We start from the raw sequence: 14,687 nt of genomic DNA on the forward strand, positions 1-14,687 counted from the left end.
CTACATAAGATTATAGATGTTGCCAGCCTTGAGCTTTCAAGTCATAAACATTTCCTTGTTTTGAAATAAGCTGATTTTTCATACCGACTTCTTTTGCGTAACCAATAATGGAAATGTCGGGGTTGTTTTTAATCTTATCGTGTTCGGATTGAGAAACGGTAAATAATAGCTCATAATCTTCTCCTCCATTCAACGCCGCCGTGGTTGGGTCAATGCCAAAATCTACCGCCATGTTATAGGTATCTTGGTCAATGGGAAGTTTGTCCTCGTATATGCTAAAATCTACCTTCGATTGTTCGCTCAAATGAAAAATTTCAGAAGCAAGTCCATCGGAAATATCTATCATGGAGGTTGGCTTTATATTAAGCTCCTTCAGTTGATTGATAATGTCTAATCGAGCCTCGGGTTTTAGCTGTCTTCCGACAATATAATCATGGTTTTTAAGGTCGGGTTGCATGTCTTTGTGCTCCAAAAAAACCCTTTTTTCTCTTTCCAAAAGTTGCAATCCCATATAGGCTCCACCCAAATCGCCTGTTACACAAAGTAAATCTCCTGCTTTTGCTCCACTTCGTTTTACAATTTCATTTTCATCGGCAAAACCAATGGCTGTGCCGCTTATTACCAATCCTTTGTGCGATGAACTTGTGTCGCCACCAACCAAATCAACCTTGTATTTTTGACATGCCAACATAATGCCTGAATACAATTCTTCAATGGCTTCTAAGGTATATTTACTACTCAAAGCTATGGATATAGTCAATTGTGTTGGTATGGCATTCATGGCCAAAACATCCGACAAATTCACAATTGCAGCTTTATAACCCAAATGTTTTAATGGGGTGTACATCATATCAAAATGCACATTTTCGAGCAACATGTCCGTGCTAACAACTACCATTTTGCCATGGGAAGAAATCACAGCAGCATCATCGCCAATACCCAATTGTGTATTTATATTTTGCAATTTAATATGAGCGGATAAATGCTTTATCAATCCAAATTCTCCCAGATTTTCGAGTGATGTCGTCTCTTTATTTTCAAACATTGGGCAAAGTTAATTTATTTCAAACAAGGCATATTTTTATATGGGGCAAATACCCCTAACCTTTTTCAAAATTCTGCTTTAACTTTGCTCTATGAATATCATTAAACCTTTCTCAAAATCATGGAAATCATTCGTTCAATTAATTTATCCAAATCTTTGTTTTTTGTGCGGAGATGGTCTTGTAAAAGGAGAATCGGGTATATGCATTGGCTGCGATGCATCTCTTCCCAAAACCCTTTATTGGGAGTATAATAACAATCCAATATATAACTCTATGCACGCCCGATGTGGCATTGAACATGCATCGGCCTATTTGTTTTTTCAAAAACAAAATAAAGTTCAAAAAATAATGCACCGTTTCAAATATCATGGCGATAAAATATTGGGAATGGAAATGGGCAGAAGATTTGGTTTACGATTAAAAGAGGTTGATTTGCTTGCCGATGTGGATGTAGTAATGGCAATACCGCTTCACATTTCAAAACAAATGCAACGTGGTTTTAACCAGTCTGAAATATTGGCAGAGGGCATTGCACAAAGTTTACGTAAAAAAACCGACTTCAAAGCATTAAAAAGGAATATCGCCAATAGTAGTCAGACCACAAAAAACCGGATAGAACGATGGGAAAATGTGGAATCTATTTTTTCGGTAAATATTCCAAAGTCTGTATCAGGCAAACACATTTTGCTGATTGATGATGTTTTTACTACCGGAGCCACGATGGAGGCATGCATTGAAGCCATACAAAAGGCAAATGCCAATAAAATAAGCATTGCCACCTTAGCAGTAAGCGATTAAGATTTATTGAACAATCAGCTTGTATGAATCAAAGCCATTTACTTTAACAAAGTAAACACCCTTAGCCCACGAAGAAGTGCTAAGTTCTAACGTCTTTCCGTTAGCCAATTGGAAATCCCGCATTTTTTGTCCGGTAATGCCGAATATTTCAACCTCCAAATTTTCGGATTGCACATTTTTTATGTAAACCAAGCCAAAACTTGGATTTGGATAAATCTCAATGGTAGATTTTTTCGGAGTTCTTGGCACACCAACACTTGCAGCGTTCGAACAAACCACATTTGACTTATTTGGCTCTTTATTATTGATAAATAGCCAAGCCTGATTGCAGAATTCCATACCAGTTTTCAACTCAGAAGTAATAAGTGGTATTTTCATGAAAACGTAACCTACATTTTCGTCATTACCCTTATTTTCAGGCAAAATGTTTGCATCCGAAGTTTCCCATTCCCGAATCATTCTGTATTTGCCATCGGCGGTTGGTGCATACGTTATTTTTTCAGTAAATGTCTGCCCAAGATTGTAATCGATATAGAATAACTTGTTATAATCAATCGGCAAATCTGCATCAAGCGTATCAATCATTCTCAAGGAATTAATAGTGTTTTCTCCATCGTTTCTCAATCTGATTTGATACTCCACGTATTTTTCGGAGAGGGTAAACCAATTTCCCAGGTTGGATTGTTTCAAGAATGGCTCCAAGCTATCAACCGACTCAAATTGCTCGGTTTGTCTGCTCTGACCATCAATATCAGTCTGGGTGCCATGCACATCTCCAGTAAAACAGAAATCATTGTACAGCTCAATGTCGGGTCGAATAATACCGGAAATGATTATTTCAAAGGTATTTCCAACGCCCAAATCTTCTACCTTCCACACATATTCATTGCCATTTTGAAGATCTGGTTTTGGCATAAACTCTACACTACTCCACCAATCTCCCATTTTCAAATTTAGGTTTGCAGCATTTATGGAAACTGTTCCGTTGTTTACAGCCGAAAGTTTTATCTCATTCTGTTTACCTCGAACTAATTTCCAACCGTTTTTCAAATTAGCGTTCAAATCCAAATCCACGACATCAGGCTTTTCGACTGCTCTGAAATCGGCAGAGGCTTTAACATTTCCGGTTTTAGCTACGGAAATCTTTTCGATGGAAATGCAGCCATCTAAATGCTTATTGTCGGGAGTATAAGCCAAATCATATACACCATTTTTTACCGGAATTTCATAACTTCCATCGGCATTGGTTATAAATTTATAGTTTCCAGGATTGAGTGTAATAACCGCTCCTCCATAGTAATAGTCTATACCTTCATCATAAGTGCAATTGGCATTTTTGTCAATAAAAACTCTGCCACCAATGATGGAGTAACCCTCCATTATTTGACCAATATTATGTGCCAAACCACTTTCAAAACTTCCGTATGCATAAATTCCTTTACTGCCAACGGCCAATTTCAAAGGTAAACTGACAGCATTCCCAATTTGATAGAACCATTTATTTGCCCGATAAGTCAACAAATTAAATCTCTTTTCAAAGTCCCCTTTTTCGGCAAATAAACCTGTGATGTAGATGGCATCATTATACTCAACCACATCCCAGAATTCAATAACCTCAATATCTTTCAAATCCAACCCAGAAATATTATCCCATGTGTTTCCATCGAATACCTTTACAAAGTCGCCTAATAAGTTTTGATTGCCACATAACAAAAGTTTGTCGTCAACCAAACCAAATTTGTAGCTTTCATTTAAGAAAGGTGGGTTTTTAATAGGCACCCAATTATCTCCATCAAAAACAGAAATGTGGTATTTGAAAGAGTTTGTTTGCTGCGTAAAATCTCCGCAGGCATATAATTTTCCCTTGTAAGATTCTACATCCAAAACAAAATCATTCAGTTTGTCTGAGGTTAAAACTCCTCCGGATGTTACCCAACCAATACCGTCATACACCAATACATTGCTCTTTTTGTATTTACCCACCAAAGTCAATTTGTTTTGATAGGTAATTAACTCATATACATCGTAAGCCGACGTGACATTAGAGTCTGAAATATTTTTCCATGATGTTCCATCCCACTCTATTACAATATTTGGGGTAGATGATTTGTGGCCTGTTGCGTATTTCCCCAAGACGAACAATGAGTTATTATGCCATACGGAATTACAAATTTTGAATTCTCCATTTATTCCATATCCGTGTTTGGGCAGAGGCAATACACCAAAATCAGTATAATTCAAACCATCCCATTTTTTCATTTGATAGTTTGCCGCGGCATCCACTTCTATCAAGTATAAATCTCCGTTTCTTTGGGCCACGGTTTGCACTTGACCTACTTCGTTTCCAAAGCCAAGTTTATACATACCTTGCCCTTTAGCAAATGATGCCAACATGCACAATGTCAATATGTTTATTAGCCTTTTCATTTACTCGATAGTTTATAGTGCAAACTTACATTGAAACCATAATTATACGGCTTTACTTTTATTGCTGCATCATTTCTTCTAAGAGATGACAGATTTATGTTATAATAAGGTATAGCTCCTAATTCAAAACCAGATTTTAACTGTTTGTATATGCCTATGGATGAAGTGAATCCAACCCCATGTCGGTTGTATTTGTCAAACTGCGATTGAAGGTTTTCCAAACTTAGGTAAGTTTCGTCCGCCTTAAAACCTGACATATTGGTAAGGTACATATACTTCAAACCTGTTTCGGCACGCAGGCTTAATTCTTTGTTATCATTCAACAACACAAAGCCCATTCTTAAAGGCACCTCTATAAACTTGTAGCTGTTAATACCATTATAACTAATAGTATCAAAGGCATTTGGTGGACGCTCGTTATAGCTTAGTTTTTCAGTGGTCATATCCACTTGAACAAAGGTCTTGTTTATATAGTTATAGTTTATAGACTCGGTTATTTGATTCAAACCAACACCTGAACTAAGGTAAAATCCTTTCTTGAGCATATAGTTGGCCTCTGCTTCTACTTGATAGCCAAAACTTTTGCCTTCCATGTTCAGAACGCTTTTATAATCTCGGTTTATCAACCAACTATTTACAGTATTTAAGTTTACCAATTTTCCTACTAATGATGGAGAAGCAGTAAGCTCAAACTCCCAAGGACTTGTGTTTGTAGAAAAGTCCGGCCTTCTCCAGCCCTTACGAGGAGAAGACTCGGACTCTGAATCTACTGTTTTATTTATAGTAGGTAAGTAATTGAGTGCCACTTTCCCAAATGGCACAATATTTTTATTAATTAAAAAGTATTGTCGAGGTTGAAGATTGATTGTTTGGTAAGCAAAACGATATGGAGTTGAACCATCAGCAGTGCTTTGGTTTTCCAACTCATCAACTCTTTTAAATTTTGCATTTCTCTTTTCGGGTTGGTTTGATTCATTTGCCTGATCGTCTGCAGGAACTTCAGTAGGTAATGTATTTTTATTAATTTTTATTTTCTTGTTTGTACTCTTTTCAGCTATTACATTTTGATTTGTTTCGTGTGTTTTGCCATGATTCATAGATTTAAACACACCATATCCGCCAACTAAAAGTGCAAGACCTGCTGCGGCCCAAATCCAAAAAGGAGCGATACGGCGTTTTTTACCATCAACCAAATCAAGTTTTTCTGAAATAGCCGACCAGCTTTCGTCAAAAGACACATCACCCATCAAGCCTTCTAATTGGCTTTTGAGTAAATCATCAAATATGTCTTTTCTTTCTTCCAACTGTCTTTATTTCATTCTAATTTTTTCCTTCAAAATAGCTCTTGCTCTCAACAAGCGGCTTTTCGAATTATTAACTGTCAACCCCAACTGATCTGCTATTTCTTGGTGCGAGTAGCCATCTATGGCATACATATTCAGCACCACTCTATATTTGTCAGGAAGTTGTTGAACGTGTTCTAAAATCTGTTCAGAAGTTAAGCCTCCCCATTTTTCCATATCTTCAGAAGAATCTTCGTAAGCCAATTGCTCGGTTTCTTCAATATCCACATGAGTATATTTTGCTTTACCTCTTGTGATATGATTGATTGCCAAATTGGTAAAAATGCGAGACATCCATGTTTGAAGGCTACTGCCAAAGTTAAAGGAGTCGAGTTTTGTAAAAACTTTTACAAATCCCTCCTGCAAAATGTCTTTTGCATCCTCATTGCTTGCCGTGTATCTTAAACAAATGCCCATCATTCTCGAAGCGTACTTCTCAAAGAGCATCTTTTGAGCTTCTCTGTTTTTCTCGATGCAAAGCTTTACAAGTTGTTCATCGTTGCTCAAAATGACTGCTCATTTAGTGTGATAGACACCGATTTAAAAAAAGGTTGCAAATTTTTTAGAATTTTTTCCCGCCTATATTTTGTTGGCATTGAATTAATTGTTCAAAAATAAAAAAACATCCACATTTAGTAAAAATGAGCTGTCAAAAAAAGTGGGTTGCATATTTTTGACCAATGCAACACCTCGAAAATTTAAATCCAAAACAATTAGAAGCAGTAAACGCAATTGATGGCCCAGTAATGGTTGTGGCGGGTCCCGGCACAGGTAAAACCCAAATATTGGCTGCCCGCATTGCCAATATACTTCAGCAAACCGACAGCTCCGCTCAAAATATTCTTTGTCTTACCTATACTGATGCCGGAACAATTGCCATGCGTAAAAGGCTGGTTCAACTTATTGGCAACGAAGCACATAGAGTTTCTATTCATACATTTCATGGGTTTTGCAACAGAGTTATTCAAGAAAATCCACAACACTTTGATTATAAAAATCTTGACCCTGTTGGTGATTTGGAGGCAATCGAATTTATTACAGACATTGCCATAAATCTTGATGAAAGCCATCCGCTAAAAAAAATGAAAGGCAATGTGGCCAATTTGGTAAAATCGCTAAGAGATTTTTTTGACTGGATGAAACGGGAGAATATTTCGGTGGAGAAATTGGAAAAGTTAACAACCGAAAAAAAAGAAGAGATTAGGAACAGCGAACAATATCGATATAAGAGAAAATCGGGCAACAACATGGCCGGCGATTTAAAGATGAAAGAAATTAATGAAATTGACGACAAACTGGATCAACTAAACGCTGCGGGTAGCCTTTATCCGATATATCAAGATATTTTAGAAAAAAATAATCGATACGATTATACCGACATGATTTTATGGGTCATCGACTTGTTTTCTAAAAACAGTTATGCTCTGGCTCGATATCAAGAACAATTTCATTACATATTGGTGGACGAATATCAAGACACCAGCGGGTCGCAAAATGACCTATTGCATTTGTTGCTCAACTATTGGGATGCTCCAAACGCTTTTGTGGTTGGCGATGACGACCAAAGCATTTACCGATTTCAGGGTGCCGAGGTAAAAAACATTGTTGACTTTGCGGTGCGATACAAAAATGATTTACAATCTGTTGTTCTTACGGAAAACTACCGATCAACACAACATATATTAAATGCGGCCAAGGCTCTTATTGATCAAAATGAGGATCGCATTATCCATTATATTGGCAATATCGACAAAAACCTGACGGCTGCTCTTGATGCCGAAAACAAAGGCCAGAAAGTGAAAATTGTTGAATTTGAAAACGAATATCACGAGGCGTTATGGGTGGCCGAACAAATAAAAAACAAAATAAATGAAGGGTCAAGTCCATCCGATTTTGCAGTTATCTACAAAAACCACAAGCACGGTGAGGTGCTTGCAAAAATGTTGAAATCCGAAAATATTCCGGTTTTCTTAAAACGCAGCGAGAATGTACTGAAATCTGTATCGGTTGAAAAACTCGTCAGCATTCTGCGGTTTTTGGCTCAGGAAGTAAAATACCCCTTTTCTGCCGACTTAGAATTTTTTAGAATTTTACACTTTTCACAATTTGAAATAGAGCCTTTAACACTTGCTCGGTTGTCGTATTATTTGAACAAAAATCAACAACCCTTCAAATCGTGGCGTGACTTTTTAAACCAGATTAACACCATTTCCACAGATTTTTTGGGCATTTCACCACAACAAAAAGAAAATGTTTCAAAAGCCTCCAAATTATTGGAATCATACATAAGTATGGCTGCCACCGAGTCAGTTTTTAGATTGGTAACAACATTGGTGGTTGATTTAAAAATTAGTGACTATGCTATGCATCAAAATCATTTTGTTTTTGAACTTGAAAGCGTTGTTTCGTTTTTAAATTTTGTAGAAAATGAAGCCAATTTGTCTGATAGTTTCTCAGTGCATCAGCTAATTGAAAAAATAGACTTAATGAACCAACACTACATTTTTATGAGCAAAGAAAATGTGGTTTACGATAAATCAGGAGTCAATTTCACTACAGCCCACAGCAGCAAAGGATTAGAATTTAAAACCGTTTTTGTTTTACGCTGCAACGCTGATGCTTGGGAGAAAGAGCGAGCCAGAAATACGAGTTTTAACCCGTCTGTACTGTTGGCTTCCGACAATAAAATGGCAGAGCTTCAAGAAAAAAGGAGGCTTTTTTATGTGGCTATGACACGTGCCGAAACTGAGCTTTATCTCACGCATTTTCAAACAGATAAAAAAGGAAAAGAAATTGCAAGAAGTGAATTTTTAGATGCAGTGGAGCAAGCCACCGCCTCCGTTGTGTGTATAAAACCGGAAATAGATTTTGATATGGCTGCTCAAAAAATAAATGCTGTATTTGCCCAGCCACAACTTGTCGAAAGGCAGCTGCTGGATGCCCCGTTTTTGGACGAATATCTGCAAAACTACAAACTGAGTGTTAGCCATTTAAACACCTACTTGGAGTGCCCAACCACGTTCTATTTTCAGAATATTCTGAGAGTTCCTTCGGCAAAAAATGTGTACATGAGTTTTGGTACGGCCATTCACAATTCGCTCGATCAAATCATGAAAATTTTCAACCAAAATCAAGAAGAAGCAACCACGAAAAAACTGACAGATTTGTATGAGTTTTACCTTAAAAAAGAACGGGCCGTTTTTTCAGACAAGTTGTTTAAAGATTTTTTGAGCTTAGGCAAAAATATTTTGGCCGAGTATCTGCCTTTCAAAATTGAAAATTGGAAAACAATAGAAAAAATAGAAACTGAAGTTGTTATTGACCGAGTGGAAATAGATGGTGTGCCCATAAAAGGCCAGTTGGATAAAATAGAAATATCTGGCAACACCGCCAACGTGGTGGATTATAAAACAGGTTCGTTTGACAATGCCAAGAACAAGTTGAAACCACCGGTTTTAGGTGCCGAAGGTGATATCGAAATTGAAAAACAATTTGGAGGTAGTTATTGGCGACAAATCATGTTTTACTCTCTGCTTTTGGATTATGACAAAACCCGAAACCTAAAAATGATAAGCGGCGAAATGGACTTTGTGGAACCGATTGAAACAGGAGAATTTACCACCAGCAAAATAGTTATTACATCTGAAAATCAGTATTTTATGCGAAATGTAATAAAAAACACGTATCAGAATATATTACAGAAAAAGTTCTCTCCTGGCTGTGGGAAGGAAGATTGCCATTGGTGCAATTTTATTTCAAATCACTATGATTAATGGTCGTATTTACTCCAATCTATTTTATTCATAAAGCTCCGCTCCAAAGAAGACCATTGACTCTCCGGTTTCCACATGCCACGGCCATAGGCATAGCGAGCCTTTTTCCAACTGTGATAGGTGTCGTAGTTTTGTTTAAGATAATAAATGGCAACCACCAAATAGTTATACCTGGTTTTACCTCCGGTTAACCCCAATTTTTTATAAAAATGGTGAAACGTTCGATCAATAACCTGCAAATCACCATCTTTTATTAAGTAGTCGAAATCATACGGATTAAGCCAACGACTTTCATTCATGCCAATTTCATAGACCAATTTTGGTGGCACGCCCATTGATGACGCAATAGAGTCGGCAACATCAAAGATAGAGCGAGCAAGTAAAAGATAAGTTGTTGTGTCGTGACATTGGTTTAAACTAATGGAAATAGAATCATGTTTTGCACTATCGCACGGACAAGGCACAACTTCTACTTCAAAAGTGGCTCTTCTGCCATCGGGCAAAATGGTGTCTTTTTTTTGTTGAGAAAATGCTGAAAAGCTTGCAAAAACAAGAAAAAAGGTAACTAAACATTTCGACATAACGCAAACATACTTATTAAAATCCGAAATGCGGTTTCAATTTTAATGCCAACCTGCCGAAAGGTTTCTTTTTTTTCTGCAAAAGTCACTTTTAGTGATAAATGGGTGCATCAATTTGTCCATAATTAAATACACAATAATTTACTTAAAATTTCCATAAATATTTGAATAATAGTAACTTAAATATGATATTTTGTTTTGGGAACAGCTTTCGAAATACAAACTTCAAATTTAAAAATGGAGGTTATTATGAAAACTACTTTTACTCTTATTATTCTAATGGTGTTTGGATTTATTAGCTCGGCAGAAGCCGCAGCGTCCAAATTGCACCTTGACCTGTTTAACGATGGAAATTTTGTGGTAGTGGTTGATGGTGTTCGATACACCAATGTTCGAGGCCAGTTTGACATGTACAATTTGCGACCAGGCACTCACAGCATTCGAATTACTGAAACATTCAACAACAATCATGGGCGTGGCCATGGCCATGGACATGGCCATGGTGGACAATCCGGCAGAGAAGTTCTCTATAACGGGTCTATCAACATCCCATTTAACTCGGCGGTTTTTGCTTATTTGACTAATGATTACAACTTAAGAATTAGTCAAATTCAGCGATTAGACCCACCCCGCAGACAACCCGATGTTCGCACCAATCCACGACCATCAACAAGGTATCCGCAGCGAAACGAACCTCAAAGACGTGGCGGGCGTGGTGAAAACCTTTTTGAAACCACAAAATCGCAAATGACAGATGCCACTTTTGACGACCGAAAGTTGATTGTTGCAAAACAATTTGCCTCTGGTGGCTCTGCCACCAGCAGCGAAATTGCAGAGCTAATGACCATGATGTCGTTTGACAAGTCAAAACTTGAATTGGCAAAATATTCCTATAATTTGGTGATTGACCCACAAAACTATTTGTTGGTAAACAGAAGTTTTACATTCAGCAGCAGCGTAAAAGAACTTGACCAATTCATTGGGTCGTCAGCCAGAAAAACAAAAAGGTAACTCTTTTAATACTCTTTACATATAATTGAGCCTTCCGCCGCGGCGGAGGGCTTTTCATTTTATAGCATTTGTACTTTTTTTGTTTCAGGCTTTATGACGTAAAATTGCAGCGTCAATGAAACAGTCGAGAAGCGTATCTATAAAACGAAGCCCTGCGGGAGTCGAAATCATAAAAAAGGCATATAAAAGTATGTGTATTAGCCGTGCTATGGCTGCTATATACGATGCCAATCGAAACATCACAAAATATGTTCATTCAACCAGCAAAGGGCATGAGGCCATTCAATTAGCCACAGCCTATTTATTGCAAAACCACGATTGGGTTGCCCCGTATTATCGCGATGAATCATTATTGCTTGGTATAGGCATGCAGCCCTACGAACTCATGCTGCAATTGCTAACCAAAGCCGATGATCCATTTTCCGGAGGGCGGTCGTATTATTCTCACCCATCGTTAAACAGAGAAAATATGCCTAACATTGCCCATCAAAGCAGTGCCACCGGCATGCAAGCCATACCAACAACTGGCATAGCTCATGGTTTAAAGTATAAAGAACAACAGGGACTTTTGACAGAAAAAGACCCCATAGTGGTTTGCTCAATTGGCGATGGAAGCATGACCGAAGGAGAAGTTAGCGAAGCACTTCAAATGGCTGTACTTCATCAGCTACCCATTCTTTACCTTGTGCAAGACAACGACTGGGGAATATCGGCCAGTGGAGATGAAATGCGAGCTATGGACGCATTTGACTTTGCCAAAGGCTTTAAAGGATTGAACACTCAGCGAATAGATGGTTCTGATTTTGTGGCTTGCTATGATGGAATGAAAAAAGCCATCAACTGGGTTAGAGAAAACAGACAACCCATGTTGGTTCATGCCAAAGTTCCATTGCTCGGTCACCATACCAGTGGGGTGAGAAGCGAGTGGTATAGAGATGATTTAGAGGAAGATACAAAAGATGACCCCTTCCCAAAAATCAAACAGTTTTTGATTTCGCTTGGCGAAAATGAGGCCGAATTAGACACCGTTTTTGAAGAAGCCGAGCAATTTATTGCCCAAGAATTTGAAAGAGCAGTAAACGCTCCTGAACCTTTGGCCGAAACATTAACGGAGAACATTTTAGCTCCTACCCCTGTTACCGAAGAAAAAGGCGAAAGAAGCCCGGCGGGAGCCGAAACCATTATCATGGTTGATGCCGCTTTGCACGCTATAGATGAACTTCTGAAAAAACATCCCGAGGCTTTGCTTTACGGGCAAGATGTTGGTTTTCGTTTGGGTGGTGTGTTTAGAGAAGCAGCTACTTTAGCTCAGAAATACGGAAAAGACCGAGTGTTCAACACGCCTATTCAAGAGGCATATATTGTTGGCTCCACAGCAGGCTTCAGTGCGGTAGGTTGCAAACCGGTTGTCGAAATTCAATTTGCCGATTACATCTGGCCTGGGGTCAATCAATTGGTAACCGAATTAAGCAAATCAGGCTATTTGAGCCGCGGAAAATATCATGTGCAAAGTGTTATTAGAATTCCAACGGGAGCCTACGGTGGTGGAGGCCCATATCATTCGGGAACGGTTGAGAGCAGCATTTTACCCATAAAAGGAATAAAAATAATTTATCCGAGCAATGCTGCCGACATGAAAGGATTAATGAAAGCCGCTTTTTACGACCCAAATCCGGTGGTTATGTTTGAACACAAAGGCCTTTATTGGAGCAAAGTGCCCGGCACGGAAGAGGCAAAAACTCCTGAACCAAGTGAAGACTACATCATTCCGCTGGGAAAAGCTAACACCGTGGTGCATGCTTCAGAAGAAGCCATTGAAAATGGCGAATCAATGGTTATCATTACCTACGGAATGGGGGTGTATTGGGCAAAAGCCGCAGCAAAAAATTTCAACAATCAATTGGAAATAATTGACCTACGAACATTGAGCCCATGCGATGACGAAGCCGTTTTTGCAGCCGTTAAAAAACATGGTAAAGCATTGGTTTTGACTGAAGAAACAATAACAAACTCCTTTGCACAAGCATTGGCCGGAAGAATTTCTAAAGAATGTTTTCAATTTTTAGATGCTCCAGTTCAAACTATGGGAAGTATTGACACTCCTGCTGTTCCGTTAAATATTGGATTAGAAAAAGTGATGTTGCCCAATGCCGAGAAACTAACGGCTATGGTTAAGGAATTGCTTGAGTGGTAGTTAAAAGCTCTTCAATATTTCCCCAAACCGATATACATCCATAAACGAATTGTATAAAGGCACCGGAGCCATCCGAATTACATTCGGTTCTCGCCAGTCTGCTATCACTCCATTTTTGGTCAAATAGTCAAACAATTGTTTGCCATTACTGCCCGTCAAAACCGATAGTTGGCAGCCTCTTTCTTCGGGTGTAATAATTTCAAAACTCAGTTTGTCATTGTTTCGGGCAGCATCTTCCACAACATATTGCAAAAATGCATTGAGTAGTTTCGATTTTTGATTGAGTTGCTCCATACTCACCTCATCAAAAATATCAAGCGAGGCTCTATGCACGGCCATACTCATAACAGGTGCATTGCTAAGTTGCCATCCGGCAGCACCATATTCAGGAATAAATCCTTTTTTCATCAAAAATCGCTCCGACTCTTTGTGACCCCACCAACCACAAAACCGTGGTAAATCTGCATTTTGGGCGTGCCGTTCGTGTACAAACGCACCCGAAACTCCGCCGGGCCCGCTATTCAAATACTTATAGCTGCACCACACGGCAAAGTCCACATCCCAATCATGCAGTTTTAAAACCAAATTTCCGGCAGCATGTGCCAAATCAAATCCTGCCAATGCCCCAACTTCATGGGCTTTTTGAGTAATTTTCGCCATGTCGAAAGCCTGCCCTGTGTAATATTGAACACCGCTAAACATAACCAACGCCACACTATCTCCATGTTTTTCGATGGTTTGCAAAATATCCTCGGTGCGTAAATGATGTTCTCCATCTCTCGGAGATACTTCCACCACAGCTTCCTCATATTTGAATCCATGAAATTTGGCTTGCGACTCCATAGCATATTGATCGCTTGGAAAAGCTCCGGCTTCCATGATTATTTTGTATCGGTTTTTTGTGGGTCTATAAAACGATACCATCATTAGATGAAGATTTACCGTAAGGTTGTTCATTACTACCACTTCTTCCGGTTTTGCCCCAACAATTTTGGCCGATGATTCAGCGAAAAATTTGTGGTAATGAAACCAGGGATTCTTTCCGTCGAAATGACCCTCTACACCCAATTTCGCCCAATCATCAAGTTCTTGTTTCAACTTATCGATAGCCGATTTTGGCTGCAATCCCAAACTATTTCCTGTAAAATAAACACAGTCGTTTCCACTATGTTGAGGTATAAAAAACCGACTTCTAAAAGATTTTAACAAATCATTGTTATCCAGATTTTGAGCAAAATCGTGTGTATTTTCAAATTGCATGGGGCAAAGGTAGTTTCTTTGATACTTAGTTGCTTAGCATTCGTTTCTTAATGCTCTCATTTTTCTGAAGTCAGTAAAATGTCAAAATAATTTAAGGTAACCATTTCTTACCATGATAGGTTGAAGAATATGACAAAACAAGTGTAACATTTGTTACAAGCAAAACCTCTAACATTTTGTCTGGCCAGACCCAAATTTTAGTCGCAATTGCCAATATTTTTAACATTAATGAAAAAGAAAACCTAAAAATGTAT

At 38.4% G+C, this 14,687-nt stretch carries 10 protein-coding genes; 4 read left to right on the forward strand and 6 right to left on the reverse strand.

The window, feature by feature from the left end; all coding sequences use genetic code 11:
• Positions 1-10 precede the first annotated feature (10 nt).
• Positions 11-1,045, reverse strand: coding sequence for a thiamine-phosphate kinase (gene thiL, locus H6607_08500; GenBank protein MCB9262398.1), 1,035 nt, complete (start codon positions 1,043-1,045; stop codon positions 11-13).
• Positions 1,046-1,136: 91 nt separating this feature from the next.
• Between thiL and H6607_08505 the strand changes: the two genes are divergently transcribed.
• Positions 1,137-1,844 (forward strand): ComF family protein, encoded by a 708-nt coding sequence (locus H6607_08505; GenBank protein MCB9262399.1) that lies wholly within the window; start codon positions 1,137-1,139, stop codon positions 1,842-1,844.
• A 3-nt stretch (positions 1,845-1,847) separates the two neighbouring features.
• On the opposite strand, the gene H6607_08510 is transcribed toward H6607_08505, so the two are convergent.
• The 3 genes from H6607_08510 to H6607_08520 are packed head-to-tail and all read right to left on the reverse strand — an operon-like array spanning position 1,848 to position 6,121.
• A complete protein-coding gene (locus H6607_08510; protein ID MCB9262400.1) occupies positions 1,848-4,271 on the reverse strand; it encodes a T9SS type A sorting domain-containing protein in 2,424 nt (807 codons plus the stop codon).
• Positions 4,268-5,575 carry a hypothetical protein gene (locus H6607_08515; protein MCB9262401.1) on the reverse strand — a complete coding sequence of 436 codons (1,308 nt, stop codon included), beginning with the start codon at positions 5,573-5,575 and terminating at the stop codon, positions 4,268-4,270. Before H6607_08515 ends, H6607_08510 begins: the two co-directional genes overlap by 4 nt.
• 6 nt (positions 5,576-5,581) lie before the next feature.
• Positions 5,582-6,121, reverse strand: coding sequence for a sigma-70 family RNA polymerase sigma factor (locus H6607_08520; GenBank protein ID MCB9262402.1), 540 nt, complete (start codon positions 6,119-6,121; stop codon positions 5,582-5,584).
• Positions 6,122-6,294: 173 nt separating this feature from the next.
• Here H6607_08520 and H6607_08525 point away from each other — a divergent pair, with 173 nt between their 5' ends.
• Positions 6,295-9,387 (forward strand): ATP-dependent helicase, encoded by a 3,093-nt coding sequence (locus H6607_08525; GenBank protein MCB9262403.1) that lies wholly within the window; start codon positions 6,295-6,297, stop codon positions 9,385-9,387.
• On the opposite strand, the gene H6607_08530 is transcribed toward H6607_08525, so the two are convergent.
• Positions 9,384-9,968 carry a transglycosylase SLT domain-containing protein gene (locus H6607_08530; GenBank protein ID MCB9262404.1) on the reverse strand — a complete coding sequence of 195 codons (585 nt, stop codon included), beginning with the start codon at positions 9,966-9,968 and terminating at the stop codon, positions 9,384-9,386. The genes H6607_08525 and H6607_08530 overlap by 4 nt on opposite strands.
• A gap of 249 nt (positions 9,969-10,217) precedes the next feature.
• Between H6607_08530 and H6607_08535 the strand changes: the two genes are divergently transcribed.
• Positions 10,218-10,979, forward strand: coding sequence for a DUF4476 domain-containing protein (locus H6607_08535; GenBank protein MCB9262405.1), 762 nt, complete (start codon positions 10,218-10,220; stop codon positions 10,977-10,979).
• Positions 10,980-11,094: 115 nt separating this feature from the next.
• Positions 11,095-13,173, forward strand: a complete 2,079-nt coding sequence (locus H6607_08540; protein ID MCB9262406.1) for a tungsten formylmethanofuran dehydrogenase — start codon at positions 11,095-11,097, stop codon at positions 13,171-13,173.
• Here the strand turns inward: H6607_08540 and kynU are convergent, their stop codons facing one another.
• Positions 13,174-14,433, reverse strand: a complete 1,260-nt coding sequence (gene kynU, locus H6607_08545; protein MCB9262407.1) for a kynureninase — start codon at positions 14,431-14,433, stop codon at positions 13,174-13,176.
• Between the last annotated feature and the right edge of the window lie 254 nt (positions 14,434-14,687).

It is taken from the genome of Flavobacteriales bacterium (genome assembly GCA_020635395.1).
Taxonomy (GTDB): domain Bacteria; phylum Bacteroidota; class Bacteroidia; order NS11-12g; family UBA9320; genus UBA987.